This is a genomic window from Catonella sp. (genome assembly GCF_057250765.1).
Window position 1 is genome coordinate 166150 of sequence record NZ_DBHIEC010000003.1, and the last position, 21164, is coordinate 187313.

16 protein-coding genes are annotated in these 21164 nt (G+C 40.0%); 3 read left to right on the plus strand and 13 right to left on the minus strand.

The features are described 5' to 3' along the window. Positions 1–52 precede the first annotated feature (52 nt). From ACO6HM_RS02750 to ACO6HM_RS02780, 7 genes are all read right to left on the minus strand, one after another. Positions 53–700 carry an MBL fold metallo-hydrolase gene (locus ACO6HM_RS02750; protein ID WP_485389658.1) on the minus strand — a complete coding sequence of 216 codons (648 nt, stop codon included), beginning with the start codon at positions 698–700 and terminating at the stop codon, positions 53–55. Further along, a complete protein-coding gene (locus tag ACO6HM_RS02755) occupies positions 700–2991 on the minus strand; it encodes a RelA/SpoT family protein (RefSeq protein WP_485389676.1) in 2292 nt (763 codons plus the stop codon). The genes ACO6HM_RS02750 and ACO6HM_RS02755 overlap by 1 nt, the downstream gene beginning before the upstream one ends. A gap of 153 nt (positions 2992–3144) precedes the next feature. Continuing rightward, positions 3145–3981 (minus strand): undecaprenyl-diphosphate phosphatase, encoded by an 837-nt coding sequence (locus tag ACO6HM_RS02760; protein WP_485389677.1) that lies wholly within the window; start codon positions 3979–3981, stop codon positions 3145–3147. A 112-nt stretch (positions 3982–4093) separates the two neighbouring features. Further along, a complete protein-coding gene (locus ACO6HM_RS02765) occupies positions 4094–4618 on the minus strand; it encodes an adenine phosphoribosyltransferase (RefSeq protein WP_485389659.1) in 525 nt (174 codons plus the stop codon). Positions 4619–4657: 39 nt separating this feature from the next. Next, a complete protein-coding gene (secA, locus tag ACO6HM_RS02770; RefSeq protein ID WP_485389660.1) occupies positions 4658–7231 on the minus strand; it encodes a preprotein translocase subunit SecA in 2574 nt (857 codons plus the stop codon). Between the two features lie 181 nt (positions 7232–7412). Continuing rightward, positions 7413–7940, minus strand: coding sequence for a ribosome hibernation-promoting factor, HPF/YfiA family (hpf, locus tag ACO6HM_RS02775; RefSeq protein ID WP_208428221.1), 528 nt, complete (start codon positions 7938–7940; stop codon positions 7413–7415). 598 nt (positions 7941–8538) lie between these two features. Continuing rightward, the gene (locus ACO6HM_RS02780) at positions 8539–10029 is read right to left on the minus strand and encodes a C40 family peptidase (RefSeq protein WP_485389661.1); all 1491 of its coding nucleotides are present in this window, start codon (positions 10027–10029) and stop codon (positions 8539–8541) included. A 411-nt stretch (positions 10030–10440) separates the two neighbouring features. Here ACO6HM_RS02780 and ACO6HM_RS02785 point away from each other — a divergent pair, with 411 nt between their 5' ends. The 3 genes from ACO6HM_RS02785 (at position 10441) to ACO6HM_RS02795 (ending at position 12589) form a co-directional block, all read left to right on the plus strand. Continuing rightward, a complete protein-coding gene (locus ACO6HM_RS02785; RefSeq protein WP_485389662.1) occupies positions 10441–11367 on the plus strand; it encodes a nucleotidyltransferase family protein in 927 nt (308 codons plus the stop codon). Between the two features lies 1 nt (position 11368). Next, positions 11369–12088 carry a double zinc ribbon domain-containing protein gene (locus ACO6HM_RS02790; protein WP_485389663.1) on the plus strand — a complete coding sequence of 240 codons (720 nt, stop codon included), beginning with the start codon at positions 11369–11371 and terminating at the stop codon, positions 12086–12088. Between the two features lie 96 nt (positions 12089–12184). Beyond that, positions 12185–12589 (plus strand): flagellar protein, encoded by a 405-nt coding sequence (locus ACO6HM_RS02795; protein ID WP_208428217.1) that lies wholly within the window; start codon positions 12185–12187, stop codon positions 12587–12589. Positions 12590–12743: 154 nt separating this feature from the next. Here the strand turns inward: ACO6HM_RS02795 and ACO6HM_RS02800 are convergent, their stop codons facing one another. From ACO6HM_RS02800 to ACO6HM_RS02825, 6 genes are all read right to left on the minus strand, one after another. Continuing rightward, positions 12744–14180 carry an alpha-L-fucosidase gene (locus ACO6HM_RS02800; RefSeq protein WP_485389664.1) on the minus strand — a complete coding sequence of 479 codons (1437 nt, stop codon included), beginning with the start codon at positions 14178–14180 and terminating at the stop codon, positions 12744–12746. A gap of 19 nt (positions 14181–14199) precedes the next feature. Then, positions 14200–15108: a carbohydrate ABC transporter permease gene (locus tag ACO6HM_RS02805; RefSeq protein ID WP_485389665.1), complete on the minus strand. Its 909-nt coding sequence runs from the start codon at positions 15106–15108 to the stop codon at positions 14200–14202. A 9-nt stretch (positions 15109–15117) separates the two neighbouring features. Beyond that, the gene (locus tag ACO6HM_RS02810) at positions 15118–16035 is read right to left on the minus strand and encodes an ABC transporter permease (protein WP_485389666.1); all 918 of its coding nucleotides are present in this window, start codon (positions 16033–16035) and stop codon (positions 15118–15120) included. A 59-nt stretch (positions 16036–16094) separates the two neighbouring features. Then, positions 16095–17891, minus strand: a complete 1797-nt coding sequence (locus ACO6HM_RS02815) for a type 2 periplasmic-binding domain-containing protein (protein WP_485389667.1) — start codon at positions 17889–17891, stop codon at positions 16095–16097. A 190-nt stretch (positions 17892–18081) separates the two neighbouring features. Beyond that, positions 18082–19797 (minus strand): cache domain-containing sensor histidine kinase, encoded by a 1716-nt coding sequence (locus ACO6HM_RS02820; RefSeq protein ID WP_485389668.1) that lies wholly within the window; start codon positions 19795–19797, stop codon positions 18082–18084. After that, a complete protein-coding gene (locus ACO6HM_RS02825) occupies positions 19794–20930 on the minus strand; it encodes a response regulator transcription factor (protein WP_485389669.1) in 1137 nt (378 codons plus the stop codon). The genes ACO6HM_RS02820 and ACO6HM_RS02825 overlap by 4 nt, the downstream gene beginning before the upstream one ends. Positions 20931–21164 lie beyond the last annotated feature (234 nt).

The window sequence follows — 21164 nt, forward strand, 5'->3', positions numbered from 1 at the left end:
CGGCAAAGCATTGACACCCTATGATAAAGTTACAGTAATTTTCATATTCAATTTATCTTAAATATGGATTGTGCATTATCTCTCTTTCAATGGTTGTGGCAGCTCCATGCCCCGGAAATACTGCTGTATCAGGAGGCAGCTTCTTAATCACTTCATTAAGCGTCCTTTTCATTGTGTCTTCATTTCCTGTAGGTAAATCAACCCTGCCCACACTTCCTGCAAATAAGGTATCTCCCGTAAAAGCAGCCTTCTTAAAAGCCTCATTATCAGCGAGGTCTTCCGTATAAAAGCTGATACTTCCCACAGTATGCCCCGGAGTATACAGGACCTTAAACTTAAGGCCTTCAAACCGAAGCTCATCGCCACCTTTTACGTACTCGTCAGCCTCTAATGTAAAATCCTCGCCTAAGAATCTTCTCGATAGATTAAGATTAGAATCCTCTAAGAGCTGCCTGTCAGCCTCTCCTGCATATATTTTGATGCCATACTTCCTAGCAAGGGCAGGGGCAGCCATAATGTGGTCAAAATGCCCATGAGTTAAAAGGATAGCAAGTGACTTTGCCTTCCTCTCCTCAATGCAGTCTATTATCCTCTCTGCCTCATCAGATGGATCTATAATGAGGCAGTTTCCATTGTAAAATACTAAATATACATTGGTGCTTACCATTCCAAGCACCAGCTTTTCAACTTCTATCTTCATCAGCCTGCTGTCCTCTCTATATCGATTACTCCGTCAAGGCTTCTAAGCTTTGAGGTAAGACTGTTTAGATGATTTCTTCCCTTTATCTCAAACATCAAATCAAGAGTAGCTATTCCCTGCTTATTGGTTCTCGCAGAAACCGAAGTTATATCGATGCCGGCCTCTGTAAATACTCTTGACACCTCAATAAGAAGTCCACTTCTGTTGTTTGCATACACCTTTATTTCAGTAGTGTAGAGCTTATCTGTCTGAGAAGTGGCCTCAGGCGACCATTCAGCCTCAATAAGCCTCTTTCTATCCTCCTCAGGAAGATTCATCACATTGATACAGTCAGTTCTGTGTATGGAAATCCCCCTTCCTCTTGTCACAAAACCAACAATTTCATCCCCCGGTACCGGAGAGCAGCATTTTGAAAAATGAACAGCCACATCATGTATGCCCTTTACTACAATTCCGCCCTTTGAACGGCTGGTCTTGGCAGGGGTAACGGACTGGTCTTCGTATTTATCAAGAATATCATCATCAGTAAGTTCAGATATTTCTTTTTTCTTCTTTTCTTCTACTAACTTGTTGATAATCTGACCTTCTTTGAGGCCTCCACGACCAACAGCCGCGCAAATAGACTCCCAGTCCTTAAAGCCGTACTTTTGCATACAAATCTGCATAAATTCAGGCTTTAAGAGGTCACTTAGCACATAGGCATGTGACTTAGCGTAGTTAGCCATAAGCTCTTTGCCGCGGGTTATGTTGTCTTCCTTAAGTTCTGTCTTAAACCACTGATTTATCTTAGACCGTGCCTGGGTACTCTTTACCAGCTTAAGCCAGTCAAGGCTTGGCCCTTTTGAGTTCTGGCTGGTTATAATCTCAATTCTGTCACCGTTTTGGATAACATAGTCAATGGTCACAAGTCTGCCGTTTGCCCTTGCACCAACCATCTTATTACCTACAGCAGAATGGATGCTGTAAGCAAAGTCTATAGGTGTAGAACCAACAGGCAGATTCTTTACATCTCCTGTAGGAGTGAAGCAGTAAACGCTGTCCGAGAAGAGGTTTAGGTCATCTTTAATGACGCTTAAAAACTCCTTATTATCAGACATGTCCTTCTGCCATTCAAGTATCTGTCTAAGCCAGTTATACTTTGCTTCCTCGCTGGCCTTATTGTTCTTACCGTCACTGCCTTCCTTGTATTTCCAATGGGCTGCAATACCATATTCAGCCGTTCTATGCATATCGTAGGTACGAATCTGAATCTCAAAAGGCTGCCCCTTAGGCCCTATTACAGTAGTATGCAAGGACTGATACATGTTGGACTTAGGCATAGCTATATAGTCCTTAAACCTGCCTGGAATAGGCACATACATCTCGTGTATTACACCGAGGGAGGCATAACAGTCCTTGAGGCTGTCCACTATTATTCTGATTGCAAATACATCATAAATCTGGTCAAGGGTTTTATTCTGATTTACCATTTTCTTGTAAATGCTGAAATAATGCTTAACCCTGCCTCCGATAGTAGCTTCTATGCCTGCTGCCTTAATGTGCTCAGCCACTTCCTGTTCTATAGACTTTATAAATTCACCTTTTTCAAGGGCTTTTTCTCTGATTTTTTCATCCAAATCCTTGTAGACATCAGGATGAAGATATTTCAAGGATAAGTCATCCAGTTCAACCTTAATCTTGCTGATACCAAGTCTTTGTGCAATAGGAGAATATATGTCCATAGTCTCCCTGGACTTTTCTATCTGCTTTGCAGGAGACTGATACTCCATAGTACGCATATTGTGAAGTCTATCAGCAAGCTTAATAAGGATGACCCTTATGTCCTTTGCCATAGCAAGGAACATCTTACGAAGGTTCTCAGCCTGAACATCTACCTTATCTTTTGAATACTGTAACTGAGTTAACTTGGTAACTCCGTCAACCAGAAGAAGAACTTCTTCTCCAAAAATATCCTTTATTTCTTCAGGAGAACAGGCCGTGTCTTCAATGACATCGTGTAATATTCCTGCTATGATGGTTTCTTTGTCAAGCTCAAGCTCTGCAAGTATGATAGCTACACATAGAGGATGGCAGATATAAGGCTCTCCGGACTTTCTAAGCTGTCCCTCGTGACAGCTGTCGGCAAGTTCATAGGCTTTTTTAATAAGGCTGATATCTGTTGAAGGATGATATTCGTATATGGTCTTAACTAACTTATCAAAAAGTTCTTCCTTAGGCGTAAATTCCGCAAACGAATCAAGCTCCTTTTCAGAAGCCATCATTTTTTTCTTAATACTCTCATTGGAAGACATGTAATCAGTTATCTTACTTCTTACCTCTTCCGCATCTTTTACAACTATTTTTTCGTTATCTGCCATATACCTTACCTAAGCCTAAAAAGACCATCCTTTCTTATCGGATATTTATGAAGACTATTATATTTCCATTAGCTCTAAAAATCAAGATTAGCGCAAAGCTTGGTAGATTATTACCACTATACCTAAGGCTATTCTATACCAGCCAAAAGGCATGAAATTCCTCTTTTTGATATAGTTCATCAATCCTCCTATTACAAATATTGAAACCACAAAGGCTGTAACAATGCCAATTATAAGTATCATGACTTCAAGACCGGTGAACGCTATCCCCCCTGCAAACAGATACTTTACAGTCTTTAAGAGGCTCGCTCCAAACATAACAGGAATAGCAAGGAAAAATGTAAATTCAGCAGCAACCTTTCTTGAGAGCCCTAACATAAGCCCTCCTATTATAGTAGCGCCAGACCTTGATGTCCCCGGGAAAATAGCTGCCAGAAGCTGAAACACTCCTATTATGAGAGCTTCTTTATATGTTATTTCAGACAGCTTTGTTACCGTTGTTTTCTTAATATAAGCAAATCTCCCTTCAATCAATATGAAGATAACACCTACCACTATAAGTGCAGCTGCCACCATACTTGGATTGTAGAAATGTTCGTCTATGAAGTCATCGAGTGCAATACCTACTACAGCAGCAGGAAGGCAGGCTATAACTATCTTCGCCCACAATTTCATAGTACCCATTTTGAGATATTTCTTACCCTTTACTTCCTTAACAGGCCATAGTTTATTCCAGAAAAGTAATACTACAGCCATAATGGCTCCCAGCTGAATAACCACATTAAACATCTTCCAGAAGCCTTCTGACACATTTAACGGCATAATATCCTGTAAGATAATCATGTGCCCGGTAGAGCTTACAGGAAGCCATTCTGTAATTCCTTCAACTACTCCAAATATAATAGCCTTTAATATTTCAACAATAACACTCATATTTCCCCCGAATGTATATACTCTTAAGGTGCATCTTACACCCTGCCAAAACTCTCACAAAACAAAATGAGCGCCACAGAACTGACGCCCACTATAAGCAAATCTACTTTCCCGGATACTTTACTATAGAAACCATGTCATAGTTCTTAAGCTTCTCTCTCCCTTTAAGGCCTTCAAGCTCAATAAGGAAAACTATCTTAGCTACCTTCCCGCCAAGCTTCTCAATAAGCTTACATATGGCCTCTGTAGTTCCTCCGGTTGCAATCAAATCATCAACGATAACAACCTTATCTCCGGGCTTTATCGCATCTTTATGGACTTCAAGCTCAGCAGATCCGTATTCAAGGTCATACTCTACAGATACGGTTTCTCCTGGCAGCTTACCCTTTTTTCTGATAGGTACGAAAGCCTTATGCATATTGTAGGCTATAGGTACTCCAAAGATAAATCCTCTTGACTCAGGCCCGATAACAATGTCAAAGTCTTCATCACCGAGCGCAGCTGCCATCTGGTCAACTGCCATCCTTAGTCCGTCCTTGTCAGACAGGACTGTGCTTATATCCCTAAACATAACCCCTTCTTCAGGGAAATCAGGTATTGTTCTAATGTAGTCTTCGATTTTTTTCATTATGTCTGTAACTCCATTCAAAAGTTATTCATGTGATAACTAATTAGTCCTTCCACAGCAATGTTTGTACTTCCTTCCACTTCCACAAGGACAAGGATCATTAGGACCAATCTTCTTTTCAGCCCTTCTTACAGGTGCCTTACCTACAGATTCATCCTTGTTGGTTCCGGTTACCTTTACAACCTCTTCTCTTTCAACAGGCTCCTCAATCCTTACATGCATAAGTGCACGTACAGTATCTTCACTGATTGCAGTAGTCATGTCATCAAACATATCGTAGCCTGCAAACTTATACTCTACAAGAGGATCCTTCTGTCCGAGAGCTGCAAGTCCGATACCTTGGCGAAGCTGATCCATATCGTCTATGTGTGACATCCACTTGGTATCAATAACCTTAAGAAGGATGACACGCTCAATTTCTCTTAACTGCTCAGGCTCCGGGAACTCAGCCTCTTTCTCCTCATAAAGCTTAACTGCCTGCTCCTTAAGCTTCTGAACCAGGTCACTCTTTCTCATGTGCTTACGCTCTTCTTCTGTAAGCTTAATCTCTTCAAATGGGAAGATAGGCAAAAGCAAACGGTTAAGTTCAGCAATATCCCAATCTTCTGCAACAGAATCATCACCTATGCACATATTTACCTTGTTCTCAACAGTTTCGGTTATCATCTTGTAGACAACCTCTCTCATGCTGTCTCCGTCAAGTACCCTTCTTCTCTCCGCATAGATAATCTCTCTCTGCTCATTGTTTACCTTATCGTAATCAAGGAGATTCTTACGGATACTGAAGTTGTTGCTCTCTATCTTCTTCTGCGCTCTTTCGATGGCGCCAGTAAGCATCTTGTGGTTAAGCTCCTCACCTTCAGGAAGCTTCATAGTATCAAACAAGGTCTTAAGCTTCTCTGAACCAAAGAGTCTCATAAGGTCGTCTTCAAGGGAGAGATAAAACTTAGACTCACCCACGTCACCCTGTCTACCTGCACGGCCACGGAGCTGGTTATCTATACGTCTTGATTCGTGGCGCTCAGTACCAATGATTCTAAGACCTCCAAGTTCAAGCACACCTTCACCAAGCTTAATATCGGTACCACGGCCGGCCATGTTGGTTGCGATTGTTACATTTCCCTTCTGACCTGCCTCAGCAACTATCTCAGCCTCAAGTTCATGGAACTTAGCATTAAGTACCTTGTGAGGGATATGTCTCTTCTTCAACATATCAGAGAGTTCCTCAGACTTTTCAATGGAAATGGTACCTACGAGTACAGGCTGCCCCTTCTCATAGGCTTCTGCTATATTATCAACAATGGCATTAAGTTTTTCTTTTCTTGTCTTGTATACGGCATCATCATGGTCAATTCTCTGTACAGGGCGATTGGTAGGAATGGTAATAACGTCCATACCATAGATATCCCTAAACTCCTTTTCCTCTGTAAGAGCTGTACCAGTCATACCGGCTTTCTTCTTATACTTATTAAAGAAGTTCTGGAAGGTGATGGTTGCAAGAGTACGGCTTTCTCTATTAACCTTAACCTTTTCCTTAGCCTCTATAGCCTGGTGAAGACCATCCGAATATCTTCTACCCGGCATTACACGGCCTGTAAATTCATCAACTATAAGAACTTCATCATCCTTAACTATATAGTCCTTATCCTTAAACATAAGGTAGTGTGCGCGAAGAGCAAGGATGATATTGTGCTGGATCTCAAGATTTTCCGGATCAGCAAGGTTCTCTATATTAAAGAATTTTTCCACCTTAGCCACACCATCGAGAGTAAGGCTTACATTCTTATCTTTCTCATTTACTATGAAATCACCTGTCTCGACTACATCTTCACCCATAATGGCATCAATCTTGCTAAGTTCCTTGTTTGCCTCACCTTTTTTAAGCTGTCTTGCAAGAATATCACAAAGCTCATAAAGCTTGGTGGACTTTCCACTCTGTCCTGAGATGATAAGAGGAGTTCTTGCCTCATCAATAAGCACGGAGTCGACCTCGTCGATAACCGCGTAGTGGAGGTCTCTCTGTACAAGCTGATTCTTATAGATAACCATGTTATCCCTAAGATAATCGAAACCAAGCTCGTTGTTGGTAGCATAAGTAATATCGCAGTTATAAGCCTCTCTTCTTTCTTCAGGCTCCATATCATTTAATATACATCCAACTGTAAGCCCAAGGAAAGAATGAACCTGTCCCATCCATTCACTATCTCGCTTTGCCAGGTAGTCATTGACGGTAACTACGTGTACGCCCTTTCCTTCAAGTGCATTGAGGTAAACCGGCATGGTAGATACGAGAGTTTTACCTTCACCTGTACGCATCTCTGCAATTCTTCCCTGATGAAGAATGATACCACCCATAATCTGAACTCTGTATGGCTTCTGCTCGAGAGTTCTCCAAGCAGCCTCACGTACTACCGCAAAAGCCTCGATAAGGAGGTCGTCAAGGGTCTCACCCTTTGCGAGTCTTTCCTTAAACTCTGTTGTCTTAGCTTTTAATTCATCATCACTTAAAGCTTCCATTGCAGGTCCCAGTTCTTCTATCTTATCCACTGCAAATTTAAGCTTCTTTACTTCTCTTTCACTATGACTTCCAAAAATCTTCTCAATAAAACTCATAATCTTCCTCTTTTGCTCGATTTTTCCCAATTTCTTGGGTTAAAATATATATCGGTAAATCAGACTCACTTATATATCGTGATACATTTACTCATGTTATCCATTTTATCATTACTTTTACAATGTTTCAATAAAAAAATGCCCCGAAGGGCATTTTTTACATTTTGTTCACAATCTCATATTAGAATTCAGGCTCAATAAGTCCGTAATCTCCGCCTTTTCTCTTGTAAACAACATTCACTTCATCTGTTTCTGCGTTCCTAAATACATAGAAGCTATGATTCAGAAGCTCCATCTGTACGCAAGCTTCTTCAGGATCCATAGGCTTCACTGCGAACCTCTTAGTCCTGATAACCTTCACATCCTCATCTTCATAGTCATCTTCCTGCATAAATTCGGAGGTAAAGCTTCCTACATTCTGCTTTGAATCAACTATCTTTGTTTTATATTTTCTAAGCTGTCTTTCAATTATATCTTCTATAAGATCAATAGAAACATACATATCATCGCTTACCTGCTCGGCTCTTATGATATGTCCCTTAACCGGTACAGTCACCTCAACCTTCTGTCTGTCTTTCTCTACCTTAAGGGTAACATGAACCTCTGTATCCGGTGCGAAATAATGTTCAAGCTTACCAAGCTTCTCTTCAATAGCACTCCTAAGTCCGTCTGTAACGTTGGTACCTCTTCCTGTTATAACATATTTCATACAATACCTCTTTCTGCTGTAATACTTTGTTACAGCCTTGGTTTATACCCCATTAAATGGGTTTCGGGCTATCTTTATTATACAATAAAGTAATATAAAAATCAAATATATCTTAAAAAATTTTCTGCTCTATTCTATTTATTATCTGAATATTACTGTTATGATATCTAAAATGTTTCAAATAATATCTGTCAAGTCTGAATATACTTTTTTAGTGCATTTACACATTTTTATCAATACAGACAAAACAGATTTTCATCCTTGACAGGGTGGATATACCTTAAATTTTTGTGGATATTGTGGATAACTCTGTGTATAACCATTAATTGACTTAGTTTCGACATAAATCCTGTGGATAAATTTTGATGATTATCCACCTCAGAAATTTTAACAACCTTGATACGCACAATTTAATTTTACATTTTTTGTGCAATTTACACAAAGCGCCCTTTGTCAAGTTTATTATAAACTTTCTTTAATTCAGAATATTCAGAATAAAAACGCTGCCATATCTTCAGAATAAAAAAGCTACCATATCTTTAGAATATCCAAATGGATACATCTATAGATATGATAGCCTATATAAATTCATGTTTAATTATTTAACGATTCTTCTCGCACAGCAAGGTGTCTGATGATATACAGATGATACTATGATGCCTGTACGAGGAGTACTTGCGTGTACAACTCTTCCACCACCAATATAGATAGCAACGTGTGAAATGCTTCTTCCGTTGGCAGCATAGAATACTAAGTCTCCAGGCTGTAACTCACCCATGCCAACTGCATAGCCGTTAGAAGCCTGTGCTCTTGATGTTCTGTTAAGACCGATACCAAAATTTGCATATACTGACATTACAAATCCTGAACAGTCAGCACCTCTTGTAAGACTTGTGCCACCCCATACATAAGGATTGCCTACAAAGTTAAGTGCGAAGTTTGCGATATTCTGACCCTTTCCACTTCCTGCAGCACTTGTCTGTACCTTAGTCTGTGTTTGTGTCTGTGCTACGGCCTTCTGTGTATTCTTGGTCTGTGCCTGAGTCTGTCTCTGTCTAGCCTGTCTCTGTGCTGCTGCCTGAGCCTGTGCCTGCTGTGCTGCCTGCTGCTGTCTTGCAGCTGCTGCATCCTGCTCAGCCTTAAGTGCTGCCTGCTGTGCCTCTAACGCTGCTTCAGCCGCTGCCTGTCTTGCCTCTTCAGCCTTTTCTTCTTTAATAGTAATAGCGTGCTTCCACTGAATCTTAACCTTTACATAGTCAGCTAAAACCCAACCGGTAATCCTGTCATCATCACCATCACCATCGCTGACAGCAACCTCATACCAATCACCCTTTTGCTTTAACACAAGGAGCTTCTCTCCTGCCGGAATCTGAGTTGCAATCCTTGAATCGGTATTTGCTTCAAATCTAACGTTAAGAGTCTCTACCTTAACCTCAGCAACTTTTGTGCCATAATCGTCTATAAGCTTTTCAGCATCAAATCCTCTTGCTAAATATTCTGCCTTAATAAATCCCTTTGCATTACCGGATTCAATCTTAACCCAGTCGCCTTTGGTCTCAAGAATATCACACTTGCTTCCTTTATAAAGCTTTCCGATAATCTCGCTGTCTTCTCCTGCTTTCTTCCTTATATTTACATAAGGGTCTGCAATTGAAATACCAATATTCTCATACTTAGACTTAACTTCATCTTCAGTTGATTCCATCTCGTCAGCACTCTTATTTTCTTCCTCGCCATCGTCAGAATCATCTGACTGCTGGTCTGCGCTTATCGCAGGTGCTGTAGCTGTCTGGTTATCCTCAACTACACCTTCAAGTGATTCGGTATCAAGGCCAAATGCAGAAACTAAATCAGAATTAAAAGAACTAAGAACCTTGTCAACAGGAACTACTGAGTCAAGCTTAGTCTTAACTACTCTGTTCTCTCCCTGTACATAGGCGTTATCAACAAAAAGCGAAATACCTGCAAGTCCGCTAATCTTAGCGTTACTTCCGGCCTTAACTTCCCCATTATTTGAAAGCATTGCTGCTGATACTGCAACAACTGCTACTCCCATCCCACATCTGCGGATAAAATCTTTACGACGCATAAGTTTCCTCCTTGAAAAGAACCTTCATAACTTAATTTACAATCAATATGTTACAAATTTATTAACTGTACAAATGAAATCATACCACAGTAAAATTCTTTTGTCAACCTTTTGTAGATAATTTTTGAATTAAATCATGTAATTTTTGTAATAAATACGCAATTCTGCCACACTGGCTTTTGCCAAAACAATTCAGTATTCAAGCCTATCGGGAGGCAAGGCCTTCCTACTTAAGATTTTTTTAATATTTGTAATATTTATATTTTTTCTTACTACATTTGTAGAAGATATAATTTATTAAATTTTATTCTACGCTCATAGAATAATCTTCCTTTTGACTGTAACTAAGCATTGTGTTATTATTGTAATAAACCCACATTGGGGATTAGATAAGATACGGGGGACTTTGGTATGAATATTACTTCCTTAGTAGTAATGGCCGCAGGCATGGGGAGCAGATACGGCGGTATCAAGCAGCTCGACTCCTTTGGACCGGGTGGCGAAATAATAATGGATTATTCTATTTTTGACGCTGTTAAAGCGGGTTTTGATAAGATTGTAATTATAATAAGAGAAGATATATATGATGATTTTATGGAAGTCATCGGAAATAGGATAATGGAAACTGCAAATGTTCCTATACATATTGCCTTCCAGTCCTTAGAGGACCTTCCAGATGGATATGACATTCCTAAAGGCCGTACAAAGCCTTGGGGCACCGGCCAGGCCATACTTTCCGTTAAGGAATACATAGATGAGCCTTTTCTTATAATAAATGCCGATGATTTCTATGGAAGGGAGCCCTATGTAAAATCTCAGATTTTCCTTTCAAACACAATACTTAACCTTGAAAAGCCAAGGTTTTGCCTGGCTGGTTATACCCTTAAGAACACTCTAAGCGACAACGGAAAGGTGACCAGGGGCATATGTAAATGCGACGAAGGTGGCAGACTTATATCTATAGAAGAAACTTATGGCATAGAAAGGGAAGGTGACAAAGTTGTTGGCCTTGACGCTTCAGGCAATAAGCGGAGTCTCTCGTTAACTGACACCGCTTCCATGAATATGATGGGCTTTACCCCTTCAATCTTTCCTCTGCTTGAGAAAAAGTTTTTGGCCTTTCTCGATAGCCTTGATAAAAATGATCCTTTGAAGGCTGAGTTCCTCATACCAAATGCAGTTAATGAGCTCTTAAAAGACGGCGAGATAGATGTAGAGGTGGTAAAGACTTCAGCTAATTGGTTCGGAGTTACCTTTAAGGAGGATAGAGAGAAGGTGAAGGCGTCTCTAAATGACCTTATAGAGCATGCCGTCTACCCTACACCACTTTGGAGGTAGTATGTTTAAGAGACTGCTTAATCTGCTGTATCCTACAAGATGCCCTGTCTGTGATGACATCGTTATACCAAGGGGGAACAGGGTATGTGATACGTGCAAGGATATACTTAAGCCCGTAGCTCCTCCTCTTTGCTACAAGTGTGGAAGACAGATAATATCGGAGACGGCCGAGTACTGCGACACCTGTTTACGCTACAGTTTTAGCTTTGAGAAGGCTTTTTCTCTGTGGCCGTATAACAACACGGTTAAGGCTTCACTTTCCGCCTTTAAGTACAAGGGCAGGAGGGAATTTGCAGACTATTACGCCGACAAACTATACGAACATTTTGCCCCTCTTATAGATAAACTGGAGGTAGATATCCTGGTTCCGGTCCCAATCCATGCTGACAGACTTTTGACTCGTGGTTTCAATCAATCTGCACTGATTGCTGTAAAGTTAGCAGAGAGGCTTGGACTGCCTGTCTCCGAGGATTATCTTCTACGCTCAAAGAACACCCTTGCTCAAAAGAACCTTGATCACATTGCAAGGCGGGCAAACCTAAGAGAGGCCTTCCGTGTAAATAAAAATTCAAAATATTACGGAAATTATATAAAGAATGTCCTCCTCATTGACGATATTTATACCACAGGAAGTACAGCCGATGCCTGTGCAAAAGCACTTAAGGATGCAGGCAGTGACAAGGTTTACGTACTTTGTGTGGCCTCAGTAAGAGCTACATAGGCTAGCGAAGCAGGTGTTAACGGGATTTAAGGCTTCATTATCCTCTGTGGCCCTCATCAGTACAGCATTATAATATTTGGAAAGGAATGATTATAGATGGAAGTAACAAACTGCAAAGCTTGTGGCAATCTGTTCAACTACACCTCAGGTCCAAGGCTATGTCCCAATTGTATGAAAAAACTCGAGAAGAAATTTGCGATAACTAAGGATTATATCCGTGAAAACCCTCATGCTAATATAAATACCGTAGCCAAAGAATGTAAGGTTTCTATTCCTCAGATTAAAAAATGGATTAGGGAGGAACGCCTTTCCTTCTCGCAGGAATCCGGTATCGGTCTTGAGTGTGATAACTGTGGCAAGATGATTAGAACCGGACGTTTTTGTGCGGAGTGCAAGGCTAAGATGATAAATAACCTGGATAATGCCTATGAGAAGCCAAAGCCAGTGGTTCAAAAGAAAAAGGAAAAAGAAAAGGAACGTATGCGTTACCTTGATAAATAAGTTAGATTTATACAGGTGTGGGAAGTATAGAATTCGATTAGCTCTTGCTTGCAAAAGAGTTCAAAAAACGAGGAAGTATATGCTTCCTCGTTTTTTACGTTTTATCACATTAGGCATCCGCCACCCAAAAAAGCTCTCGGTGGACTGTGGAGATTTAATATACTCCTACAAAAGATATGGCAGGTGCTATTCTTGAATCTGTTATTTCTATTTTTATGCCCGTTAATTCTTTTCCACTTAAAGCAACAATCCTCTTGTAGCCTATTACCGTTCCATCATAGACTTCTTTATAGTCCTCCTCCTTAGCCTTCTCATATACTTTGAATGTTTCAACTCTTTGGCTTAGCAGTATATTTTCTTTTAATACCAAGTAAGAAGCCTTTACTCCTTCTTCCCACTTAAGCTCTATGCAAAGCTCTCTTTTTCCATCCTCAGTCTTAAAGTAAGTCTCGTAGTCATCTACTCTTACACTGCTTATATCCTCTCCCCTGTCTCCCTTTTCAGGTATCGAGATAATTTCTGCCTTATCAGCAAGATTATCCTTAAAGCTCTCCCTTATGAAATCTCCCAGCTCCGCAAGCCTCTTAGTGTCATTTTCGTGGAATCTTCCGTTTTTCATAGGGCAGACATTGAGTAGAAGGGCTGTATTACCTCCAACTGATTTTAGGTAAATATCCTTTAAGTTCTCAAGACTTCTTACCTTATCATCCTCTTCAGGATGGTAGAACCAGCCGGGACGGATGGATAGGTCAGTCTCAGCAGGATACCAGGCAAGTTCAGGCTCATTTTCCAGTACTTCCCTGCTTCCAAGCTCTTCATTGGTTGGATCTATCGCTCTTTTTCTAAATTCTTCGTTGTCTTCTTTCTGACTAAGCTCTGCTGTAAAAGCCGGAGATGTCATAAGCTTTGATACTACGCTCCATTCGCTTTTTCTCACTACACCGGCTTCATTGCCACACCAGCGTACATCAGGACCGCAGATGGATAGTACAGCCTCAGGCTGCAATTCCCTAACCTTAGCATAATATCTCTCCCAGTCATATACCTGTTTCTTGCCGTTAGGACCTTCACCGCAGGCTCCATCCATCCAGAAGGTATAGACATCCCCATAGTTTGTAAGAAGTTCAGTCATTTGATTGATATAGAAGTCATCATACTCCTTACCTGTACCGTATACGGCACAGTTCCTATCCCAAGGGGAAAGATATACTCCAAATTTAATGCCATACTTCTTGCAGGCATCTGATAATTCCTTAACTATATCTCCCTTACCATCTTTATACGGAGAGTTCTTTACACTGTGTTCTGTATACTTGGATGGCCAGAGGCAGAAGCCGTCATGGTGCTTGCAGGTAAGGATTAACCCCTTCATTCCGGCACTTACAGCTGCCTTTACCCAGCTCTCTGCATCTAAGTCATAAGGATTAAATATCTCAGGTGATTCATCCCCAAGGCCCCATTCCTTATTGGTATATGTATTTACTGTAAAATGGATAAATCCATAAAACTCTCTCTGCTGGTACTCCACCTGTCTTTTCGATGGAGCAACGCTTATAAGCCTCTTATCAAGCTCTTCGTATTTGTAACTCATATTCTCTCCTTTCAACTAATCAACCCTTAACAGCACCAACCATGATACCTTTTACAAAATACTTCTGCATAAATGGATAGAACAGGAAAATAGGAAGGGCCGCAAGTACAGTGATAGACATTCTTATGCCCTTTGAAGAAATTTCCTGCATAAGTACACTTGCATCTGCATTTGAAGTAGCATTTCTTAGCTGTTCTGCTATTCTCTGTGCTTCATTCAAATAATTGTAAAGAAGGTACTGCAAGGTCTTTAGCTCTTCAACGCCTCTTGTATAAATGTGGTTATCAAACCATGAGTTCCACTGGCCAACTGCCACAAATACTGCCACTGTAGCAATAATAGGCTTTGAGAGAGGGAAAATTATCTTTGTAAATATAGTGAGGACTCCTGCACCGTCAAGCTTGGCTGACTCCTCAAGGGAGGCAGGAAGAGACTCCACATAGGTCTTAATAAGAACTACATTATACGCTGAAATCATACCAGGTATGATGTACACCCAGAAGGTATTAAGCAATCCATAGCTTTTGATAACAATATAAGTAGCTATCATTCCACCGCTTATATACATCGTAAGTATGAGGAAGCGGTATAGGAATTTTCTAAAAGGCATATTCTCCTTTGAGAAAAGGTAGCCCAGGAAAGAACAGCTTCCAACGCTTAGTACGGTTCCTGCAACCGTTCTTGCGAACGAAATTCCAAGAGAAGGCAGAAAGCCATTCAACGTGAGTATCTGCTTGTAGTTTTCCAAAGAAAATCCCGATGGTATGAGTACAGGCGGAACCTCTCCAGCCTTTGACGGATCTGAAAGTGTATAAATAACAACATACCAAAATGGATATATACATATAAACGTTATAAAAAGCAGAAATATATAGTTAAATACCTGAAACACACGTCTTGAAGCAGAGCTCTTAATATGATTGTTCATAATCTCCTCCTATACTACCGCACTGCCGCGCATCTTTTTAGCTACCAGATTGGCAAAGGTTACTAAGACAACGCTGACTACGGATTTGATAATACTAATAGCAACACCGTATGAATAATCCATATTTTCAAGACCTATTCTATAAGCATAAAGATCAAGAACCTCGATGTTATCTGCTGTAAGCGAATTCTTAAAAAGGAGGTACTGCTCATATCCTGTATTTAAGAAATTACCTATGTTTAGGATAAAGAGTACAACAAAGGTTCCTATCATTGCAGGCATAGTTATATGAAGGGCACATCTGAAGTATCCTGCTCCGTCTACTCTTGCAGCCTCATACTGCTCCTGGTCGATGCCGGCTATGGCTGCAAGATATATGATTGAACTCCAGCCAAGTCCCTTCCAGAGTCCAAGCAGTGACTGGAAGATATACACCGCATTGCCGTCACCAAGGAGGTTTTGTCCCTCTGTTCCTATTCCTATCTTTAAGAGTAGAGTAGTAATAAGTCCATCTGATGAAAAAAGGGTAAATGCCAAAGAGAAGATAATTACCCAGCTGATAAAATTGGGAAGGGTAGTAAAAGTCTGTACTATCTTTCTTACAGGACCGTTTTTTACTTCGTTTAACAATATTGCAAAGAACATTGGAAGTGGAGAAAACAATATGCCAAGAATGGCAAATATAAACGTGTTGCCTAATGACCTCCACACGTTTGCATCCGTAAATATGAGCTTGAAGTATTCAAGACCTACAAATTCGCTGTCTTTTAACTTAACGCCCGGGACATAATCAAAAAATGCATATATCCATCCAAATATAGGTACGTAGTTAAACAATAACACTATTATCATAAATGGAATGGCATAGTATAAAAGTTTATAGTCTTTTCTTGGTTTTGCCGCAGTTAAAGCTTTTGATTTTGACATCAATTCCCTCCGTTTCATATACAAACGGCGCGTGTTTTAAGACGCGCCGTAATACTTTTTTACTTCATGCTGTCAAGGTTAGAAACTGCTGTGTTCCAGTTCTCTTTCCACCAGCTTACTGACTTTTCAACATTAGCTGCCTTTAAGTCTTCCATAAGCTTAGCCTTTGCTGCATCAAATTCAGCATCTGTCTTAGCCTGTACGAGGCTTGGAAGAGCTTTAATTGTAATTTCTTCCACGTTACCGTCGATACGGTTGATATCCTTTGTAGCCGCCTGAATTACCATTCTGATAGCCGACTTTGTATCTCTCATATCGATATTCTTGCCTTCAGCGATACCATTCTTAAGAAGGTCTGATGGAAGTGCAATCTTAAGTGTCTTACACATATCCTTTTCAGCTGCTGTAAGTGTGTCTGCAAGTATATCACTCGCAAGGAAAAGGTTAACCATACCGCCGTCAGCTAAAACATCATTATCTGCATATCCTACACTGCTGTACATATTGCTCTCGCCGATACCTGACTTTGTAAGCTCTTCAGCTCTTGCACCATCTGACTTGATTGTCTTTGTATCATCTTTAAGAACTGCCTTGCCGTCTTTAACTTCCCATCTACTCTCAACACCTGAGTTAGTATCTCTTGAAGCTTCAGGGCTCTGAAGATAATCAAGCACCATAACTGCTCTCTCAATGTTAGGTGAATGTGAAGATACGAAGTAGTACTTTCCGCTCCAACCTGCTTTGTTAGGCTCATTTGCCCAACCCATATAAGATGGAAGTAAAACAAACTCTTTTAATGTGTTAGGATCTTTCTTTCTCTCGTTGCTGTTGTAATCACCAAAGTACCAGTTGTTCTGACCACCAAGATACTGTCCCTTGCTGTATTTCTCTCTTATGTCCTCGCCCTTCGTGATAAATGCATCAGGATCAAGAAGTCCTTCTCTGTAGAGCTTGTTGTAGAACTTAACACCTGCCCAGAAAGGAGTAACCTTACCACCTTCATCTACATCGTAGATATCTGAAACAAGTTCATTTGTCTTTACATTCTGTACATAAAGTCCGCCCTCAAGGTTAACATATCCCTCTGAAAGGCAGCCCTTATGGAAGTAAGCGTGTAACTTAGCATCGTTGTAGATGGAGTATGCATAAGTCTCATCACCCGACTCTGTCTTTGGATATTTTTCCTTCATTTTCTTTAATGCTGCTATATACTCATCATCATTTGTAATCTTAGGAGAACCGATTTCCTTATATAAATCCCATCTTACTGCATAGCCAAAAGGAAGTATAGCACCAAATGTCTCCTCAACATTGTCTGTTGTAACATGAGGTGTCACAAAGTACTGTCCCTTGCTGTCATCGCTTTTGAAGTTCTTCATTACGTTGTTTCTGAAGTTAAATGCATCAGCGAAGATATTAGGAGCAATAGCCTTATAATCCTCAAGATTAACCGCATGCTTTCCTCTTAATACGCCGTCTATGTTGTCTTCGTTAATCTGAACGATATCTGTGGTGTTCTCACCTGATAAGTCAAGGTTTAAGCTATCCTTCTGATATCCCTTGAACTTGATTGAGCAGTTAAACTTCTTCTCAAGCTCTTCAACAGTCTCGGTAGGCCAGTTAGCTTCATCAGTATCCTTGAGATTAAGTCCTCCGATAGTAATGTCAACATGCTTTGAAGTATCAGCATTTGCATTTGAAGCTGTACTTGAAGCCTTTGCTGATGAGGTAGCTGCCTTAGAAGCAGAACCTGCTGCTGAACCCTTAGAATCTGTCTTTGTGCCGCCACAGCCTGCAAGCAGTGTTGTAGCCATAGTCACAGCACACAATAACGATAAAACCTTTTTCCCTTTCATAAACTCTCCTCACTTTCACTACTTTATTTAAGTATTACGGTCTTATTATAAACAATTTGCACAAAGAATACTTGATGTATTTTTGTAAAACATTGTATTTTTTTATATTTCCTTAAAACTTCTGTTTGTTTTTTTGACTTTAATTAATGTGATTTGACTTATTTAAAGGATAGTTAATAAATTAACAGGATTAAAACCTTATTTCAACCGTCAAAGTGCCTTTATCATCTTGTTCAAGCCATATATTACCTGTATCTTTGTACAAAATATCCAGCCTTTTTTTAGCATTTGATAGTCCAATATGCTCGGAATTACCTGTATTATTCCTTAGCATATCATTGAGGCTGTCAAGCTTAGACCTGTCCATATTTACGCCACTGTTACTTATGGAGACCTTCATCATCTCTTCTTTTCTTATATTGACAGTTATAACTCTCTTGTCAAGAGGATCACTTCCATAGATGAAGCAGTTCTCTATCATAGGCTGTAGTATCATCCTTGGAAAATCCTCCTTAAGAAGTGAATTGTCACAGATGACCTTATACTCCATAGTATTACCGTAACGAATATTCATCATAGATACATAGTTCTCACAAAATACCAGTTCATCCTCAAGCTTCCACAAGAAGTCAGGATTTCTAAGGATTGGAGTAAGAATCTTGGCAAGGATTTCAAGTGCGTTTGCCGCCACGCTGTTGTTGGTAAGAGCCGCCATCCACCTGATAGAGTTAATGGAGCCAAGCAGGAAGTGTGGATTCATCTGATACTGAAGTGCCAAAAGTTCTTTTTTAGTATTTTCTCTTTCAACTGCTTTGATATCAGAGATGTATTTTCTTAGTTTGACAACGAGGAGGTAAAACTCGTAGTTCAGGGTGTCAAGCTCCTCCCATCCCTGATGTCCGGGCTGCTTGATGTCAAAGTTTTCTTCCTGAACAAGTTTCATCTGATCCATAAGATACTGGATAGGCCTTGTATATCTCCTGCTCCATATAAGGCCCGCTATAAGTATGAGTATACAGCTGATAAAGCCGACAACTGTACCGAATCTTCTAATGTCCTTAGTATCCTTAAGGTAACCTTCTTTGGGAACAAGATTGTAGAGTTTCCAGTCAAAGTTCTTTAGTTCGTGCTCAATAGTCTGAAAGCCTGCCTTTCTCTCAAATTTCTTGCCAAGAAGAGCTTCTCCTGTTTCTGATATTACTATACCGTCATCATTTACAAGGAGGGCGGTACTGCCATTATATACCACCGATTCATAGGTTTTTCTGACGGATTTTTCATTCACACCGGCTACGATAAAGACATCCTTTTCTCCTCCACTTCCTTTTCCCAGGTACTTAATTCCAATAAAAGAAGGCTTATTAGCTATAAGACTAAAGGCTTTTTCGCCGTTTTCCTGAGTTTCATAATTTGATACCCAAATCATATATGGATATTTTTCTTCTGCTTTTTTCAGTGCTTTTTTAAGGCTGCCACTTACCAAGGTTTTACCGCTTCTACTTCTGTCTGATGTCGAGAATATGAAGCTTCCATCTGATTTTATTAAAGAGATAGCGCTTATATTAGGGTCTAATAACATCATCCCATCCAGTTCCTTTATTATCTGCATAGAAACTACACTTTTATCAACATCATTTTTGTAGTCGTCTCTTAAATACTCTAAAGGAATGGTGAGGCTTCCATATCTGTTGACCTCACCTTCAACCGTACTAAGCATCTTTTTTAGTTCTTTATCAGCCTGTCTAAACGCAGCCTCTGCTACCTTCTTAGTATTATCCTCCAGTTTCTTTTCAAAATACACATAGGTAATGCCAAAAAGAATGATAACTATAGCTATCACAGATACAAGTATTGAGAGTAGAGCTTTTATTCTCCAATTTATTTTCTTACTTTGCTTTATATTCAACTATTCTTCCTCCTCCATTTGGCAGGAGACACTCCCATTACCTTCTTAAAATATCTTGAAAAATACTCCTGACTTGGAAAGCCATGTTTTTCAGCTATAAAGGATATCTTGGCATCACTTACCTTAAACTCCTTAAGTACAGCCTTAAGTCTAACCTCGTTTAGATATTCCACATAGTTTTTACCTATTTCTTTCTTAAATAGTGCTGAAAAATACGTAGGCGATACCCCTGCCACACCAGCCACCTTGGCCAGGCTTAGCTGTTCTCCGTGGTTAGCATTGATATAGTCAATAGCTGTCTTTATGGAGTTATCTAAGCCCGAGGAATTGTTTACGTCATCTCCTGATTTCTCGTGTCTTGTAAACCAGTCCAGTATCTTTTCCCTACTTTGTCTCACACTGTTGGTATAAGAGAGTCTTATGCCAAGAAAGCTCTCCACCAGTTCATTAACCCTTTCCACCCTCTTTTCAAGATTTTCATTGTCTAGAGGGAGGAAAATGTAGAAGTTAACAGGCTTTTCAAACATAAGGGTAACACCCTCTTTGAACTGATGAATGAGAAGTTCGTTGATAAATTTAACAGCTGAGTCATTGATTTTATCCCTATCCTCAGCCTTTAATGAAAACTTACAGAGATATTTCATCTTCTCATTTTCATTCCAGATGGGCTCACTGCCTTCACCAAGGAGGTATTTCTTCAGTCTTTTTTCTAAGAAATTCTCATTATCAGGCTTATCCTCGCCACTTCTGCCGATGCTTATCAGATATTCCCTAGTTTCCTGAAGCAGTTTGTTGATTTCCTCCATATTTAGTGTGGCTTTAAGTACATAGCCGTTTATCTTAAGGGGTACCAGCCTTCTTATAACCTCAAAATCATCTATACAGGAAATTACTATAATGGCACATTCCTTGTCTATCTCGCGTATTTTCCTTATAAGCTCGTGACCGTCCATCACATCCATTCTTATGTCGGTAATGACTACATCAGGCCTTATCTTCTGAAAAAGTTCAAAGGCCTGGCCGCCATCATCTGCCTGTGCCACCAACTCCATGGAATAATCGCTCCACTTTATCGCATTTTGAAGCCCTATACGTACCAGTAGTTCATCCTCTGCGAACAAAACCTTATACATACCAAACCCCCATTAACAAATTACTTTTTTCATGATGTGCTTGTCAAAAGCTTTTGACTCCCATTGATACAGGCTTGCCACAGCTACGCTTAGCAAAACCCTTGCAAAAACATTTAACACTCTGCTTTAAGTCTATGTAAAAAGTATACTATAAATTAGATGATTTGCAAATAAAATGATGGCAGCAAAATACCCCGCTAATGTAAGCGGGGTATTAAACAGAGATAATATGTT